The sequence below is a fragment of the Variovorax sp. GW822-FHT04A09 genome (genome assembly GCF_058801005.1).
The window spans coordinates 599442-615163 of record NZ_JBXAMV010000002.1; the positions used below are offsets into that span (position 1 = coordinate 599442).

The 15722-nt window shown below is 68.9% G+C and carries 19 protein-coding genes; 12 read left to right on the plus strand and 7 right to left on the minus strand.

The features are described 5' to 3' along the window. Positions 1 to 14 precede the first annotated feature (14 nt). A complete protein-coding gene (locus AC1RLW_RS13900) occupies positions 15 to 839 on the plus strand; it encodes a MetQ/NlpA family ABC transporter substrate-binding protein (RefSeq protein WP_070062374.1) in 825 nt (274 codons plus the stop codon). Between the two features lie 28 nt (positions 840 to 867). Then, the gene (locus AC1RLW_RS13905) at positions 868 to 1218 is read left to right on the plus strand and encodes a hypothetical protein (RefSeq protein ID WP_390342121.1); all 351 of its coding nucleotides are present in this window, start codon (positions 868 to 870) and stop codon (positions 1216 to 1218) included. A 43-nt stretch (positions 1219 to 1261) separates the two neighbouring features. Here the strand turns inward: AC1RLW_RS13905 and AC1RLW_RS13910 are convergent, their stop codons facing one another. Then, on the minus strand, positions 1262 to 2563 hold the full coding sequence (locus tag AC1RLW_RS13910) for a D-amino acid dehydrogenase (RefSeq protein ID WP_493193497.1): 1302 nt from the start codon (positions 2561 to 2563) through the stop codon (positions 1262 to 1264). Positions 2564 to 2691: 128 nt separating this feature from the next. Here AC1RLW_RS13910 and AC1RLW_RS13915 point away from each other — a divergent pair, with 128 nt between their 5' ends. Genes AC1RLW_RS13915 through AC1RLW_RS13925 form a run of 3 tightly spaced genes read left to right on the plus strand, consistent with a single transcriptional unit; the run spans position 2692 to position 4068 of the window. Continuing rightward, a complete protein-coding gene (locus tag AC1RLW_RS13915) occupies positions 2692 to 3159 on the plus strand; it encodes an Lrp/AsnC ligand binding domain-containing protein (RefSeq protein ID WP_062473326.1) in 468 nt (155 codons plus the stop codon). Beyond that, entirely contained in the window at positions 3156 to 3635 is a 480-nt protein-coding gene (locus tag AC1RLW_RS13920) for a GNAT family N-acetyltransferase (protein WP_493193499.1), read from the plus strand. The genes AC1RLW_RS13915 and AC1RLW_RS13920 overlap by 4 nt, the downstream gene beginning before the upstream one ends. 31 nt (positions 3636 to 3666) lie before the next feature. Further along, positions 3667 to 4068 carry an OsmC family protein gene (locus tag AC1RLW_RS13925; RefSeq protein WP_070062377.1) on the plus strand — a complete coding sequence of 134 codons (402 nt, stop codon included), beginning with the start codon at positions 3667 to 3669 and terminating at the stop codon, positions 4066 to 4068. A gap of 13 nt (positions 4069 to 4081) precedes the next feature. Here AC1RLW_RS13925 and AC1RLW_RS13930 read toward each other — a convergent pair whose 3' ends face one another. Continuing rightward, a complete protein-coding gene (locus AC1RLW_RS13930) occupies positions 4082 to 4435 on the minus strand; it encodes a winged helix-turn-helix transcriptional regulator (RefSeq protein ID WP_493193502.1) in 354 nt (117 codons plus the stop codon). 127 nt (positions 4436 to 4562) lie between these two features. On the opposite strand from AC1RLW_RS13930, the gene AC1RLW_RS13935 reads away from it, so the two are divergent. Continuing rightward, the gene (locus tag AC1RLW_RS13935) at positions 4563 to 5441 is read left to right on the plus strand and encodes an NAD(P)-dependent oxidoreductase (RefSeq protein ID WP_493193503.1); all 879 of its coding nucleotides are present in this window, start codon (positions 4563 to 4565) and stop codon (positions 5439 to 5441) included. A 3-nt stretch (positions 5442 to 5444) separates the two neighbouring features. Here the strand turns inward: AC1RLW_RS13935 and AC1RLW_RS13940 are convergent, their stop codons facing one another. Next, on the minus strand, positions 5445 to 6581 hold the full coding sequence (locus AC1RLW_RS13940) for an alpha/beta fold hydrolase (RefSeq protein WP_493193505.1): 1137 nt from the start codon (positions 6579 to 6581) through the stop codon (positions 5445 to 5447). A gap of 166 nt (positions 6582 to 6747) precedes the next feature. On the opposite strand from AC1RLW_RS13940, the gene AC1RLW_RS13945 reads away from it, so the two are divergent. The 3 genes from AC1RLW_RS13945 (at position 6748) to lpxO (ending at position 9848) form a co-directional block, all read left to right on the plus strand. Then, a complete protein-coding gene (locus AC1RLW_RS13945; RefSeq protein ID WP_062473337.1) occupies positions 6748 to 7431 on the plus strand; it encodes a response regulator in 684 nt (227 codons plus the stop codon). Further along, a complete protein-coding gene (locus AC1RLW_RS13950) occupies positions 7428 to 8858 on the plus strand; it encodes a sensor histidine kinase (protein WP_070062381.1) in 1431 nt (476 codons plus the stop codon). Before AC1RLW_RS13945 ends, AC1RLW_RS13950 begins: the two co-directional genes overlap by 4 nt. Positions 8859 to 8951: 93 nt before the next feature. After that, entirely contained in the window at positions 8952 to 9848 is an 897-nt protein-coding gene (lpxO, locus tag AC1RLW_RS13955; protein WP_159275736.1) for a lipid A hydroxylase LpxO, read from the plus strand. 10 nt (positions 9849 to 9858) lie between these two features. On the opposite strand, the gene AC1RLW_RS13960 is transcribed toward lpxO, so the two are convergent. Next, a complete protein-coding gene (locus AC1RLW_RS13960; protein ID WP_493193507.1) occupies positions 9859 to 10551 on the minus strand; it encodes a phosphatase PAP2 family protein in 693 nt (230 codons plus the stop codon). Positions 10552 to 10671: 120 nt separating this feature from the next. On the opposite strand from AC1RLW_RS13960, the gene AC1RLW_RS13965 reads away from it, so the two are divergent. Genes AC1RLW_RS13965 through AC1RLW_RS13975 form a run of 3 tightly spaced genes read left to right on the plus strand, consistent with a single transcriptional unit; the run spans position 10672 to position 12939 of the window. Further along, positions 10672 to 11352 (plus strand): response regulator, encoded by a 681-nt coding sequence (locus AC1RLW_RS13965; RefSeq protein WP_062473345.1) that lies wholly within the window; start codon positions 10672 to 10674, stop codon positions 11350 to 11352. Beyond that, positions 11349 to 12701, plus strand: a complete 1353-nt coding sequence (locus tag AC1RLW_RS13970) for a sensor histidine kinase (protein WP_062473387.1) — start codon at positions 11349 to 11351, stop codon at positions 12699 to 12701. Before AC1RLW_RS13965 ends, AC1RLW_RS13970 begins: the two co-directional genes overlap by 4 nt. A gap of 16 nt (positions 12702 to 12717) precedes the next feature. Then, positions 12718 to 12939: an oxidoreductase-like domain-containing protein gene (locus AC1RLW_RS13975; RefSeq protein WP_062473346.1), complete on the plus strand. Its 222-nt coding sequence runs from the start codon at positions 12718 to 12720 to the stop codon at positions 12937 to 12939. Here the strand turns inward: AC1RLW_RS13975 and AC1RLW_RS13980 are convergent. Genes AC1RLW_RS13980 through AC1RLW_RS13990 form a run of 3 tightly spaced genes read right to left on the minus strand, consistent with a single transcriptional unit; the run spans position 12903 to position 15719 of the window. Continuing rightward, positions 12903 to 14414: a hypothetical protein gene (locus tag AC1RLW_RS13980; protein WP_493193509.1), complete on the minus strand. Its 1512-nt coding sequence runs from the start codon at positions 14412 to 14414 to the stop codon at positions 12903 to 12905. The genes AC1RLW_RS13975 and AC1RLW_RS13980 overlap by 37 nt on opposite strands. Positions 14415 to 14424: 10 nt before the next feature. Continuing rightward, positions 14425 to 15228, minus strand: a complete 804-nt coding sequence (locus AC1RLW_RS13985) for an aminoglycoside phosphotransferase family protein (RefSeq protein ID WP_493193511.1) — start codon at positions 15226 to 15228, stop codon at positions 14425 to 14427. 14 nt (positions 15229 to 15242) lie between these two features. After that, the gene (locus AC1RLW_RS13990) at positions 15243 to 15719 is read right to left on the minus strand and encodes a nucleoside deaminase (RefSeq protein WP_159275739.1); all 477 of its coding nucleotides are present in this window, start codon (positions 15717 to 15719) and stop codon (positions 15243 to 15245) included. Positions 15720 to 15722 lie beyond the last annotated feature (3 nt).

Sequence of the window (15722 nt, forward strand, 5' to 3'; positions counted from 1 at the left end):
TTTCTGCTCATTCCATGAAAACCGCACTGCTGCGCCGTTCCGTCCTCGCCGTTTCCCTCGTCGCGCTGTCGCTCGGCGGCCTCTCGCTGTCGGCGCAGGCGCAGGACGCCAAGAAGAACCTCGTGATCGGCGGCACCGCCGGCTCCAATGCCGACCAGCTCAAGGCCGGCATCATTCCGATCCTCGAGAAGAAGGGCTACAAGGTGAAGCTGGTCGAGTTCAACGACTACGTGCAGCCCAACCTCGCGCTGGCCCAGGGCTCGCTCGACGCCAATTTCTTCCAGCATCGGGTCTACCTGCAGAAGTTCTCGGCCGACCAGAAGCTGGACCTCGCCGAGCTGGTGCAGGGCCCGATCGCGCCCATGGGCGTGTACTCGACCAAGCGCAAGACGCTGGCCGACGTGAAGGAAGGCGACCGCGTGACGCTGCCGAACGACCCGAGCAACCTGGCGCGCGCGCTGGTGCTGCTGGAGCAGAACAAGCTGGTCACGATCAAGGCCGGCATCGATCCGCTGCGCGCGTCCGAGAAGGACGTGGCCGAGAACCCGAAGAAGCTCAAGTTCATTCCGCTCGAGGCCGCGCAGCTGCCGCGTTCGCTGGGTGACACCGAGTACGCCATCGTCAACGGCAACTTCGCGATCTCGTCGGGCCTGAAGCTCACCGAGGCCGTGGTGCTCGAGAAGACGCCCGACTACTACCTGAATGTGGTCGCCGTGAAGAGCGCCGACAAGAACGCCGCCTGGGCCAAGGACATCGCCGACGCCTACCGCTCGAAGGAATTCAAGACGGTGGTCGACAGCAAGTTTCAGGGCTACGCCAAGCCCAGCTTCCTGCAGTAATCCATCAGGCTTCAGCGAAGGACGCCCCATGCCCGTGCTCGCCGTATTCGATGGCCAGGCCAATTGGCGCGACACGCACGTGTGCGACGGCTGGATCAGCGACCACCTCGCGCGCCACGGCGTGCGCTGGGGGCGCGGCGAAGCCGAAGGCCAGCGCACGCTCGACAGCGCGGGGCTGTTCTATCTGCCGACGGCGGAGGGGTATCTGGGGTTGTTGGTCGAAGGCGGGGAATGGGTCGCCATTCCCGCCGATGCGCCGCATTTCTTCGATGCGGGCGAGGCCGCTTCGCTCGACGGGCTGCCTGCCGCGTTGCCGCGCTTCGAGGCCTTTGTCGAAGAGGTGCTCGCGATGACGGGCAACGACGCCAGCGACGAGTAAGTCAGCGACGGGCCTGCGCGGCCCGTCGCATCCCCGGCGTCGGTCAGGCCGGCGCCGTCGTCGGGCTCGGGCGCGCCGAACGCGACGGCCCTTGCGTGTAGCGGTCCATCGCCAATCCATCTGTGCGGATCTCCGGCCGCTGGCCCGTCACCAGGTCCGAGATCAGCTTGCCCGAGCCGCAGGCCATGGTCCAGCCCAGCGTGCCGTGGCCGGTGTTCAGGAACAGGTTCGGGTAGCGCGTGGCGCCGACGATGGGCGTGCTGTCGGGCGTCATCGGGCGCAGGCCGGTCCAGAAGCTGGCGTTGGGCAGGTCGCCGCCCGGGAACAGGTCGCTCACCACCTTCTCGAGCGTGGCGCGGCGCGCCGGGTTCAGGCGCAGGTCGAAGCCGCCGAGCTCGGCCATGCCGCCCACGCGGATGCGGTTGTCGAAGCGCGTGACGGCCACCTTGTAGGTTTCGTCGAGCACGGTCGATTGCGGGGCGAGCGATTCGTCGAGCAGCGGCACCGTGAGCGAGTAGCCCTTGACCGGGTACACCGGAATGTCCAGCCCCAGCGAGGCGATGGCGGCGCGCGAGTAGCTGCCGAAGGCCATCACGTAGCGGTCGGCCGTGAGGATCTTGCCGGCACGCGTGCGCACGCCGGTGATGCGGCCGCCGTCGGTCTCCAGGCCGTCGATGGTCTGGCCGAAGCGGAAGTCCACGCCCAGGCCGTGCGCGATCTCGGCCAGGCCGCGCGTGAACAGGTGGCAGTCGCCGGTTTCGTCGTTGGGCAGGCGCAGGCCGCCCGTGAGGCGGTCGCGCGCGCCGGCCAGGCCGGGTTCGACGCGCGCCAGGGCGTCGCGGTCGAGCAGTTCATAGGGCACGCCGCATTCCTCGAGCACGGCGATGTCGCGCTGCACCGCGCCCAGCTGCGCCTGCGTGCGGAACAGCTGCAGCGTGCCGCCGGTGCGGTGCTCGTACTGCAGGCCGGTGTCGGCGCGCAGCTGCTGCAGGCAGCCGCGGCTGTATTCGGCCACGCGCATCATGCGTTCTTTGTTGACCGCATAGCGCTCGGGCGAGCAGTTGCGCAGCATGGCGGCCATCCAGCGCAGCTGGAACAGCGTGCCGTCGGGGCGGATCGACAGCGGCGCGTGCTTCTGGAACATCCACTTGATCGCCTTCAGCGGAATGCCGGGCGCGGCCCACGGCGTCGAGTAGCCGGGCGACACCTGGCCGGCGTTGCCGAAGCTCGTTTCCTCGGCCGGGCCGGCCTGCCGGTCGAGCAAGGTGACTTCGGCGCCGGAGCGCGCGAGGTAGTACGCCGTGGTGGTGCCGATCACGCCGCCGCCGAGAACGATGACTTTCATGGTGTATCCGCTGATCTGAATGGAATGATGTGAATCTAAAGTGCACAATGCAGTGGATTCCATTGTTTTTAGATCTTTGGCCGTGAAAATCGCTGCCGAAAACCATCCAAGGCCCCGCGCGGAGTGAAATGCCCGAACTCGACCGAATCGACCGCAAGATCCTCGACCTGCTGCAGCGCCAGGGCCGCATTTCCATGACCGAACTCGCCGAGCGCATCGGCCTGTCGGCCTCGCCCTGCGCCGAGCGCGTCAAGCGCATGGAGCGCGACGGCGTCATCACCGGCTACCACGCGCACGTGTCGCCCGAGGCGCTGGGCAAGACGCTGCTGGTGTTCGTGGAGATCAAGCTCTCGGCCAAGTCGGGCGACGTGTTCGACAAGGTCAAGCAGGAGCTGCTGCACATGCCCGAGGTGCTCGAATGCCACCTGGTGTCGGGCAGCTTCGACTACCTCGTGAAGGCGCGCCTGAGCGGCATGAGCGAGTACCGGCACCTGCTGGGCGACATCCTCAAGAAGCTGCCGGTGGCGGCCGAGTCGCACAGCTACGTGGTGATGGAAGAGATCAAGGAAACGCTGATGTTGGCGGTGGACCGGTGAGCGCCGGCGCTATCGTCATCCGGCCTTGGCGCCTGGCCGACTTCGACGCCGTGAAGGCCATCCTCGACGACACCTTCGCGAGCACCTGGCTGCCGCAGCTCACGCCCGAGGCCGCGAAGGCCTATGCCGACAGCGGTGAGCCCGTGGGCTACATCGACGAGAGCGGCCCGGCCTTCTTCGTGGCGGAACTCGAGGGCGAGGTGGTCGGCATGGTGCACTGGGAGCACGACTTCGTTCAGGCCCTGCACGTGCCCGCCGCGCACCAGCGCAAGGGTATCGCCCGCGCGCTCATGGCCTTTGCCGAAGCCGGCATGCGCGCCGACGGCGTGGCGCAGGCGCGGCTCGAGACCGACACCTTCAACACGCAGAGCCAGGGCCTGTATCGCGCGCTCGGCTACCGCGAAGCCGGCCGCTACCCCGACCTCGAATGGCACAGCGGATTCACGACCATCCTGTATGTGAAAGACTTGGCCTGAGCTTTCTTTCCACCCCTTCAAGGACATCGGCATGACCCTCTCGATCCGCCGCGACGGCACCACCGGCACGCGCCACATCCTCAAGATCCGCAACCACGAGATCCCGGTCGATGCCTCGCCCGCGGGCGGCGGCAGCGACGGTGGTGCCGAGCCGCACGACCTGTACGACGCGTCGCTGGCGGCCTGCAAGGCGCTCACGGTGCTGCTCTACGCGCGCCGCAAGGGCATTCCGGTGGAAGACATCGAGGTCGTGGTCGACCGCGACGACAGCGAGGAACGCAAGGGCATCTACCGCCTGAAGTCGGGCCTGCGCCTGACCGGCGACCTGACCGAGGCGCAGCGCGACGAGCTGCTGCGCGTGGCGGGCAAGTGCCCGGTGCACAAGCTCATGACCGAGGTCAAGACCGAGATCGAAACCGGCTGGGCCGACTGAACGCGCTGCGTTCCTACTTCGCCGCTTCGGCCTGCTTGCGCGCCGCCGCCACGCGCATGGCATAGCGGTCGCCCCAATCGGCCAGCGGCCCCAGCGCCGCATTGAGCGTGGCGCCGAGCGAGGTCTCGGAATACTCCACGCGCGGCGGCACTTCGTGGAACACCTCGCGGTGCACGAGGCCGTCGGTTTCCATCTCGCGCAGCTGCTGGATCAGCATCTTCTCGCTGACTTCGGGCAGCAACCGCTTCAGCTCGCCGAAGCGGTAGGGCTGCAGGTGCAGCTCCCACAGGATGACGGCTTTCCACTTGCCGCCGATGACCTCGAACGCGGGGCCGATGCCGCAGTTGTAGGGCTTCTTCGCTGCCATCTCTTGCTCCTTGTGGTTTCAATACTTCCTATTTGGTAAGTACCTTACTTTATCGTAGGTACTTGACCATATGGAAGTGCAATTTCTACCATGCAGGTGTCATCAACCACCACTGCATCGGATTGCCATGAGCAACACCAACAAGGAAGTTTCGGTTCTGGGCCTGGGCGCCATGGGCGTCGTCATCGCGCGGCTCTTTCTCGACCAGGGCTACAAGGTCACGCTGTGGAATCGCACGGCCGACAAGGCCGACGCGCTGGTCGCCCGCGGCGCCGTGCTGGCGCGCAGCGCGGCCGAGGCCTTGCGCGCGAGCCGCATGGCCGTGATGTGCGTGTACGACTACCGCGCCGCCGACGCGATCTTCGCGATGGACGGCGTGGCCGCCGCCATGGACGGGCGCCTGCTCGCGCAGCTCACCACCGGCAGCCCGAAGGACGCGCGCGAGGCCGAAGCCTGGGCGCACCGCCACGGCGCCGCGTACCTCGAAGGCGCGATCCAGGCCGCGCCGGACCAGATGGGCCGGCCCGACACGCCGCTGCTGGTGTCGGGTGCGCAGGCCGTGTTCGCCGAGGCCGAGCCCTTTCTGAAGGTGCTGGCCGGCGGCATCGTCTACCTCGGCGAGAAGGCCAGCGCGGCCGCGGCCATGGACCTGGCCACGCTGTCCAGCATCTACGGCACGATGCTCGGCTTCCTGCACGGCGCGCGCATCGCCGAGCACGAAGGCTTCGACGTGGCCGAGTACGGCCGAATCGTGGCTGGCATCATGCCGACCTTCGCGGGCTTTCTCCAGCACGAGGGCGCGGTCATCCAGTCGGGCGACTTCGCGATCACGCAGAGCCCGATGCGCATCTCGGTCGAGGCCACGCAGCGCATCCTGCAGACCGCGCAGGAGGCGGGCATCAACACCGAGTTCCCGGCCTTTGCCGCGGGCCTGTTCCGGCGCGCCGATGCGGCGGGGCTCGGCGGCGAGGAACTGGCGGCGCTGATCAAGCTGCTGCGCAAGTAAGGATCAGGCCCAGCGCATCGACTGGATCGCGCGCACCACCTCGGCCTCGCGTTCCATGAAGAAGTCGGTGTGGTTGCAGTGGTCCAGCGTGAGCCGGTGCGAGGTCTGCAGCGCGGCGGCCAGGCGGTCGGCGTCGGTGCGGCGCACGCGGCGGAAGATGCGCAGGAAGTCGGCGGCGTCCTGGCCGGTCTGCGCATCGAGCGGTCGTTCGAGCCAGGGGAAGAGGTCGCGCTGGTCGAACGGCAGCGCGGTCACCACCAGCGCCGGCGCGCGCACCGGCCGGTAGTCGGGCGAGAAGCGGTGGGCCGCGGTGTCCATCGCCGTTTCCACGGCGTCGGGCGTGTTGGGCCGCACGCTGCCGTCGGCCAGCTCGTCGAGCGCGTCGCGCAGGTTGGCCTCGAGCGCGGGCCACCAGTTCTTGGACTTGCGCCGCAGGTAAGCGATGGCCGCCTTCATCGAGCGGCCATCCTCGGGCGTGGGCGCGGGCTCGTCGAGCCGGCGGTTCAGCGGCGGGTCTTCGCCGCCGGTGTCGGCGTCCTTCGTGTAGTCGAAGGTGGTATCGAGGTACACGAGGCCGCGCACCCGCTCGGGAAAGCGGCCCGCGAAACGCGTGAGTTCGTTGCCCGCGATCGAGTGGCCGCCGAGCACCACGCGCGTGAGGCCGAGCGCATCGCACAGCGCGGCCAGGTCGTCGACCAGCGTGTCGACCTCGTAGTGCTGCGTGGCGCTCTTCACCGGCAGCGGCTTGTCCGACAGGCCGTAGCCGCGCCGGCTCACCGCGAGCACGCGCGAGGCGGCGCCGGCCGCGACGAGCGCGGGCGCCAGGCTGTCGAAGCAGCGCGCGTTGCCGCCCAGGCCGGCGAGCAGCACGAGCACGGGACCGCCGTCGTCGCTGCGCTGCCAGTCGCGCACCTGCAGCGAGACCTCGGGCGTGGTCGACACTTTCACGCGGCGGTCGGTGGCCGCCACGGGAAGGTCGTTGCCGATGGGGCCGGTGTTGCCACCGCCACCACCTCCGCCGCCGCAAGCGGCCAGCCCGGCCGCGCTGCCCAGGAGCACGGCGCGCAGCAGGTCGCGGCGCTGGAAGTGAAGCGGGTTCGCCCAGTGCGGGCGGACCGTGGAAAGACAGGGGCGAGGCACGTCGATGCTCCAGGCAGGAAGAAGAAAGTAAGAGCCTTGCAGTGTGGGCATGCCGCCTGAAGAAGCCCTGCAGCCTTCATGAAGGCTTCCTGAAGCAGGGCGACGGGGTGTGGCAGATACTTCGGCCACTTCCCGGAACCGGGCTTGTTCGCTTGGAATCCTTCCCATGAATCTTTTGCTTGTTGAGGACGATCTTGATCTTGGCAACGGCGTGCGCATTGCGCTCGCCAACCAGGGCCTGGACGTGGTGTGGGTCCGCCGGCTCGACGACGCCTTGCGCACCCTCGACAACGGCGCCTTCGACATGGTGTTGCTCGACCTGGGCCTGCCCGACGGCGACGGGCTCGACCTGTTGCTGCGCCTGCGCCGCACCCGCCAGATATTGCCGGTGCTGGTGCTGAGCGCGCGCGATGCGCTCAACGACCGCCTGCGCAGCCTGGACGACGGCGCCGACGACTACCTCGTGAAGCCCTTCGCGCTGGCCGAGTTGCTGTCGCGCGTGCGGGCCCTGGCGCGGCGCAGCTACGGCTTCAACGACGAGACCATCCGCATGCGCGGCCTGGCGCTGCACGAACCCACGCGCGGCGTGATCGTCGACGGCGAGCCGGTCGAGCTGTCGCGCTGCGAGTTCGACCTGCTGGCGCTCTTGCTCAAGCGCACCGGCCGCGTGGTCACGCGCCGCGTGATGGAAGAGCAGGTGCTGCCCGGCGGCCAGGCCAACGGCAGCAATTCGCTCGAGGTGCACATCTCCAACCTGCGCAAGAAGATCGGGCAGGGCTACATCCGCACGGTGCGCGGCATCGGCTACGTGATCGACACCCAGTCGCTGGTGCGGAGCCCGTCGAAATGATGCGTCAGCTGGCGCGCGGCTGGAAGAACTGGAACCAGCCGTCCCTGATGCGCCGCCTGCTGGTGGCGCAGATGGCCGTGGTCGCACTGCTGTGGACCTCGGCCGTGGGGCTGCTGCTGTACGACTCGTACAAGGACCCGGGGTTGCTCCGGTTCACCAGCATCTTCAAGGCGGCGATCTCCATCGCGCAGAAGCTGGAGGACCAACCCGAGCGGCAACGGGAGGCGCTCGAGGCCTTCGACGCCGCGCTCATCGAGGCGCTCAGCGACGGCGACGAAACCAACGAAGCCCTGGCGGTGATGCAGGTGTGGCAGCACGGCAAGCTGATCTACAACTCGCGCGCCGGTGTGCCCGTGCTGCTGAATTCGGTGCCCGACCGCAACGAGACCGTGGTCGCGGGAGGCCGCGAGTGGCGCGCGCGCACGATGGCCTCGCCCATCGCCGACACCCGCGTGGTGCTGGCCGAGCCCAGCGTGTGGCGGCTGGCCGTCACCGTGCTGTCGCGCGGCTACTACCTGCTGCCGCTGGTGATCAGCCTGCCGTTCCTGGTCTTTCCCGCGTGGCTGTCGGTGCGGCTGGCGCTGCGTCCGTGGCGCCAGGTGAGCCGCGAGACCGCCGAGCGCGGGCCCGACGACCTGACGCCGCTGTCGTACACGCCGCCGCACAAGGAGCTCAAGCCGATGGTGCAGAGCATCAACAGCCTGCTGCTGCGGGTGCGCGACAGCACCACGCGCGAGCGCAGCCTGATCGCCGATGCGGCGCACGAGCTGCGCACGCCGCTGGCGGCCATGCGCGTGAACGTCGAGGCGCTGAAGGAGCAGAGCAGCGACGAAGGCCAGCGCGAACTCATGGCCAACCTGCTGCGCAGCAACGACCGCGCGGCGCGGCTGGTGGGGCAGCTGCTGCAGCTCATGCGCAGCGACGCGGTGGCCACCAACGCGCTGCCCGTGATGCTGTCGCTCGACGGGCTGGTGCAGGACCGGCTGGCCATGATCGAGGGCCTGGCGCGTGCGCGCGGCGTGGAGCTCGAACTGGTGTGCGACGACGCCGTGCCGGTGCTCGGCGAGCGCGAGAGCCTGGTCTCGATGATCGACAACCTGATCGACAACGCGATCAAGTACAGCCCCTGCGGCGCCACCGTGACGGTGCACGTGGCGCGCGAGGGCGCGCGGGCGCTGCTGACCGTGGCCGACACGGGCCCGGGCATTCCGCCCGCGCTGCGCGAGCGCGTGTTCGACCGCTTCTTCCGCAACCCCGACCAGACGCAAAGCGGCAGCGGGCTGGGCCTGGCGATCGTCAAGTCGGTGGTCGACCGGCACGGCGGCGACGCGGTGCTGGGCGAGGCCCCGGGTGGCGGCCTGCTGGCCACGGTGCGGCTGCCGCTGGCGCAGGCCGACGTGCCGCAGCCTTTGCTCGTCGGCGCCTGAGCCCGGGGGAAAAGGCCCCGGCCGGGCCTGTTTCGGGGCAAGGATTTACACTAGCCGGCTCCCCCGGCGCTCGTCTACAGGACACTTTCACCAATGAAGTGGGTCATTCTTGCCATCTTCGTGCTCAGCGCACTCTACGTTCACTTCCGCGGCCAGGTCCGGCACAAGTTCTTCAGACAGCTCTCTGATCACTCGACCTTCCTGGCGCCGCTGAACGTCTTCATGTACCTTTTCTCGAAGGTGCCCGGTACGCCGTACCTGTCGCCCGCGCAGTTCCCCGAGATGCGCATCCTCGAGGAAAACTGGGAAGTGATCCGCGAAGAAGCGCTGGCCATGCGCAACGGCGGCAGCATCAAGGCCTCGAGCCAGTTCAACGACGTGGGCTTCAACTCCTTCTTCAAGAGCGGCTGGAAGCGCTTCTATCTGAAGTGGTACGACGATGCGCACCCCTCGGCCGCCGTGCTGTGCCCGCGCACCACCGAGCTGCTCAAGGGCATCGGCACCATCAAGGCCGCGATGTTCGCCGAGCTGCCCCCGGGCAGCCGCCTCGTGCGCCACCGCGACCCGTTCGCCGGTTCGCTGCGCTACCACCTGGGCCTGTGGACGCCGGGCGTCGAAGGCTGCTACATCGACGTGGACGGCCAGCGCTATCACTGGCGCGACGGCGAGGCCGTGGTGTTCGACGAGACCTACATCCACTACGCCGAGAACACCACCGACCACGACCGCGTGATCCTGTTCTGCGACATCGAGCGTCCGCTGAAGTACCGCTGGGCCAGCGCCGTGAACCGCTGGTTCGCCAAGAACTTGCTGGCCGCCGCCGCCTCGCCCAACGACGCGGGCGACAAGACGGGCGGCCTGAACCGCGCCTTCAAGTACATCTACCAGATCCGCGTGGTCGGCAAGCGCCTGAAGGCCTGGGACAAGCGCGCGTACTACCTGGTCAAGTGGACGATCTTCGGCGGTCTCGCCCTCTGGATCTTCTGGTAACCGACGGCGCTCACGCCTCGGCCAGCACCAAACGGGCACGCGGCGCGCGGCGCCAGCACACCAGGCCCGCCAGCAGCACACCGCCAAGCACGTCGAGCAGCACGTGCTGGCGCGTGGCCAGTGTCGAATAGACGATTCCCGCGGCCCACAGCACGTTCACCCATTGCGTCCACGCGGGCGCCTGCACGCTGCGCAGCTGGCGGCCGAGCCACACGGCCGCGAACACGGCGAAGGCCACATGCAGCGACGGGAAGGCATTGCCGCCCGCATCGGCGCTCTTGAGGAACTGCAGCGCCGGGTACTGCGACCAGTCGATCGCGAAGCTCGGCACCACCGTCGGAAAGCACCAGAACACCGCCAGGCCGATGGCCGCCATGAGCGCGGCCCCGCGCGCGCAGGCCCACAGTTCGGCCTTGTTCTGCGTGAAGGCCGGTGCGAGCGAGATGTAGAACCACAGCGAGCTGTACAGCAGCATCGCGTCGTCGCTCACGTCCACCCAGTGGTCGATGGCGGTGAGCGGCATCACCGTGGGCACCGAGGGCGGGTGGTGCATCACCCAGAAGTACAGGACGAAGAAGCCCGAGATGCCGAGCGTGGTGCCGATCATCTTCACGACCCACAGCGTGGCGAAGCGCTGCCCCAGCGCCAGGTGCCAGGGCGTGACGGGGAGGGCGGCGGGGTTCGGGCGGGAGGGCAGCGTCACCGGTGCGCTTTCAGGAGAGAGAAGCGCCACAGCGTAGGCGCATGCATTGCGTGAACATTGCGTTACCTCATGTGGGGCTCTCTAGAATCACCCGCCTGTCCGGTCTCTCCCCATCCCCCCATGAGAATCCTGCTTGTCGAAGACGAAGCCGACCTGGCGCAGGCGCTCGCGTCGGCGCTGCGCCAGAACCAGGCGGTGGTCGATGTGGCGAGCTCGCTGCGCGCAGCCGAGGAGGCCGCGCTCGGTGCGCCCTACGACGTGGTCGTGCTCGACCGCGGGCTGCCCGACGGCGACGGCCTCTCGCTCGTCGCGTTCCTTGCGCAGAACCACATCGCCTGCGCCGTGCTCGTGCTCACCGCCATGACCGACGTGGCCGAGCGCGTGCTGAGCCTGGACGGCGGCGCCGACGACTACCTGGCCAAGCCCTTCTCGATGGACGAACTGCTGGCCCGCGTGCGCGCACTGGCACGCCGCCCCGCGGTGCGCGCCAACTTCATCATGACGCTCGGGCAGCTGCGCTTCGACCATCACACGCGCCAGGCCCATGTGGGCGAGGCCTGCCTCACGCTGCCGCGGCGCGAGCTGCTGGTGCTCGAGACGCTGCTCGAACACCGCGGCCGCACCGTGCTGCGCGAGGCGCTGCAAGACCGCGTGTACGGCCACAAGGACGACATCCAGTCGAACGCGCTCGACACGCACGTCTCGCGCCTGCGCTCCAAGCTCGACAAGGCGGGCGCGCAGGTCGAGATCCATGCGATCCGCGGTGTGGGCTACCTGATGTGCGCGCCGCAGTCGGCATGAGCCTCAGCCTGCTTTCGCTGCGCTGGCGGCTGATCTGGAGCCTGATCCTCTTGCAGGTGGTGGTCGGCCTGCTGGTGATGGGCGGCTTCCTCGGCTTGGCGTGGGCGTTGGGCCGCGTGGTCGACGAGACCGGCCACGAGACGGTGGCGGCCATCCAGCGCGCCTTGATGCGGGGCGCCGATGGCCAGCTGGTGGTCGAGCCCACGAGCGCGCTGCGGCGGCTGCAGAAGGCCGACCCGCAGTTCTGGTTCATCGTGCGCGACCCGCGCGGCGTGCAGCTGCGCCACGGCGAGGTGCCGCCCGCCTACCTGCGGCTGCTCGATGCACTCGACGACACCGAGCGCGTGGCCATCGACCCCGAGAGCGACGGCACCCGCCCCAAGGCCCGCTTCGAGCGCATCGAATCGCGCGCCGGCCCGGTGGCCGTGATGGCGCAGACCGGCGGCCCGCTCACGGTGGAGAACACGCTCAAGGGCACCGGCATCGCCTTCCTGTTCCTGGTGGCACCGATGGCGCTCGTCACCTGCCTGGGCGTGATCCTGGCCACGCCGTTCGTCGTGAAGCGCGGCCTGAAGGGCGTGGTGGCCACGGCGGAGCATGCCGAGGGCATCGACGTGCACGAGCGCACCACGCGCCTGCCGCTGGCCAACGTGGCCAGCGAGATCCGTCCGCTGGTCAATGCGGTCAACCGCGCCTTCGACCGGCTCAACGAAGGCTACGACCGGCAGGAGCGCTTCCTGGCCGATGCCGCGCACGAGCTGCGCACGCCGATCACCACGCTGCAGATCCACCTCGAAGGCCTGCCCAACGACCCGCTGAAGATGAAGCTCATGCAGGCCTCGGCGCGGCTGGCCACGCTGGCCGAGCAGCTGCTCGACCTGCAGCGCCTCGACCACGGCCTGTCGCTGGACCAGCAGGTGGAGCTGAAGTCGCTGTGCGAGCGCGTGGCGGCCGACATCGCGCCGCTCGCCATCCGCAGCCGCTGCACGCTGTCGGTCGATGCGCCGCAACCGCTCACGGTGCGAGGCGACGCGCCCTCGCTGGAACGCGCGCTCACCAACCTGATCCAGAACGCCATCGAGCACGGCGGGCCGGGCTGCGACATCCAGGTGCGGCTGTGCGAGCCCTCGTGCATCGAGGTGCGCGACTCGGGCCCCGGCATTCCCGAGGCTGACCGCGAGCGCGTGGTGGCGCCGTTCCACCGGCTCGTGCCGCGCGGGCGCGGCGCCGGGCTGGGCCTGCACCTCGTGGCCGAGGTGGCGCGGCTGCATCGCGGCCAGCTGAGCATCGGCTCGAGCGAATCGGGCGGCGCGAAGATGCGGCTCGAACTGATGAACCTCGAGGCCTGAAGAGGACCCGCCCACCATGAACGCCATCGACCGGCTGCCCGAACCCACGAACCTCGCCGGCGCGCAGGCGCTGATCGCGCGCGTGCAGGCGATGCTCGATGCCGAAGGTGTGGCGATGCGCGCGCCGCCGCCGGAGCCGACCACCTGCTGCGGGCGCGGCTGCAATGGGTGCGTGTGGGAAGGGTGGCTGGCGGCGGTGGCTTATTGGCGGGATGAGGCGTCGCTGCTGCTGGGTTGAGGAGGCGTCTCGTCGGTCGCGGAAACCGAAGGGGCTGAGTCGGACCTCATGTCGCTGTAGGGCGCTGGAATCTCCAGCGCTTGCGCGCCCGGCAGGCGTCGGACAAAGAGGTTGGTTGCCACGAGGTAGCGTGCCACGGTGCTGCGCAGATCGGTCGACTCATACAGCGACTCGGTCCACCAGCGTTCGGTGAACATCACCTTGTAGGCAGAGCCTTCCTTCAGCAGGTAGTAGGAGCTGTCGCCGCCGACTCGCTCGGTCTTGATCTTGCCTTCGTACCAAGCAGTGGCCATCGCGTGGTCCACCACTGCCTCGGCGTCGACCGTGAACACTGCCCGGATATCTTCCGGCGTGAAGTCGTCGAAGAATGCCCTGCTGCCTTCTCTGCCGTAGGCCGTGCGGGCCAACTCAAACTCATCGTCGTGCAGCAGGGCATTGAGCTGTGCCAGGCGATCCGGCGGTTGCACCACCCGATGGGGCGTGATCAAGGGCGGCGTAGCGAGGCTGGTGACATAGAACGGCTCGGTTTCCGCCTCCTGGCTGGCGGACAACGCCAGGTGCCAGCGCTCCTGTGCCTTGCGCGGCATGTTGCGCGAGGCCGTCACGGTGCCGGCATAGTGCACGTGGCGTTCGCCTGTGCCGGTGAGCGTCGATGAAACGCAGTCGGCGGGGTCCGCGTCCCACGCCCAATCGTTCACCGACCAACTGCCATCCTCCTTGTCGTTCACCGTCTGGACGACCAAGCGAGCGAAGACTTGGGGCGGCGGTTCCGCGGGTTGATCGCCCACTGACGCTGGCACCGTGGCATCCACGCGAAACGCCAGGGGTTCGCCGATGCGAAAGCGCTCGTCGCGACTGACATCGATCGCGTTCAGGGCCTGGCGCGGTGGCACCGCAGTTCGGAAAAGGCCGTAGGCGGTCGACAGTGTCAGCACGGTGAAGACCGGAAACACCGGCAGCCCCACCAGCAGCCACAGCAGGTTCCAGCCTCCTTCCAACGACCAGCGCAGTGCGTTGAACCCGAAGGCGGCAAAGAAGGCCAGCACCGCCAGCGCGACCAGCGATCCCAGCCAGTCGGTGATGCTGGTTCGTGAAGGGGCATTTGAAGGCGGCGGCGCCGGAGACGTCCACGCCGTGTCATGCCGCTGCACGATGCGCGGCAGGCCGATCACGCGCGGGTCGGGCAGCGGTGTCCAGAAGCTGTCGTCCTGGGCGGCCAGCGCGATCGTGCGGATGCCATCGCGGTGTTCAAGCTGCAGCGCGGCCTGCGTGACGCCGTCCTGCGCCGCGTCTTCAAAGCTCAGAGGACGCGCATCGGGCACGCGGTGGTAGCGGCGCTTCTCGACATCGACGATCAATGCGTCTTCACCCGCCGATGCCGCGTGAAAGCGCTCGTCAGAAGACGCAAGGCCTTCCAATATCGGCAGCGCCAGGACCCGCGCAAGGACGTCGAGGTAGGAGTGAGGGCGAGACATGCGTCCGAATCTAGCCGGCGGTCCCGAGCGCCGCGGCCGCCAGCTTCGCCACCTCCAGCGTGCTCCCTGGCGCCTCGCCATCTTCCAGCATCCACACCGACGACAGTCCGGCCCACGCCAGCACCCATTGCAACAGTCGCCGCCGCTCGATGCCCGTGGCCTCCGCGATGACCTCGATGCGGCGCGCAAAGCGCCCCGGCACCAGCGCGCTTTCGCCATCCGGGTTGCACAGGATGTTCGCGTGGTCGAAGCCGCGCTCGCCGTGCAGGCCCTTGGGGTCGATGGCGAGCCAGCCGGCCGGGCCGAAGTCGAGCACGTTGCCGTGGTGAATGTCGCCATGCAGCACGACCACGTCGCGCGGCGCCGCCAGCAATTCGCGTGCGGTGCGTGCGCTGTGGCCGAAGACGCCGCCGTGCGTGGCCGCGCCGGCCCACAGCGATTCGAACCAGCGCGGGAGCGGCACCAGCGTCGGGGGCGGCGGCGTGTCGCGCGGGGCATGCAGGCGCGCGGCGGCGGCGCACAGGATGCGCGTGGCCTCGTCGTCGCGGCCGTCTTCAACCATCTGCGCCAGCGAGTCCGTGCCTTGCGCGCGCACCATCAGCAGGGCTTCGTCGCTATGCGCCAGCACGGGCGCGGCGCCGTCGCCGTTCCACCAGGCCATCAGCAGGCTGCCCGCCTGTTCCTCGGCCTCGCGCGACACCTTGAGCATGGCCGCAACGCCCTGCTGGCGCACGGGCAGCAGCGTGCCGCTCAGCGAGGTGAAGGCCTCGCCGTCGGGCGTGAGCTGCCAGCGTTGCAGGTAAGGCGCGAACACGCCGTGCGGGACCACTAGCGCGATTCCCAGAACCCCCGGTGCGTGGCGATCATCTCGTCGGCCACCTCGGGCACGGGGCCGATCACCTCGACGGGTTTCTGTCCGCGCGCGAAGACCTCGCGGCAGGGCAGGCTCAGCGTGGGGTTCTCGGGGTGGTCGCCGGTGAGGGCGAGCAGCGCCGATTCTTCCGCGCCGTACACCACGCGCCCGATGTTGGCCCAGTAGCTCGTGCCCGCGCACATGGCGCAGGGCTCGAAGGTGGTCACCAGCGTGCACTGCCACAGGTACTCGGGCGGCCAGTTCTGCGCGGCGTGGCGCGCGAGCGTGGCCTCCGCGTGGTGCACCGTGTCGATGTTGCCCTGCTCGGCGAGAACGGTCTCGCCGTCGGGTGCGACGAGCACCGCACCGAAGGGGTGGCGGCCCATGGCCATGGCGCGTCGCGCCACGGCGTCGGCGCGACGCAGCGCGCGGGTGATCTGTTCGGGGGTCATGCC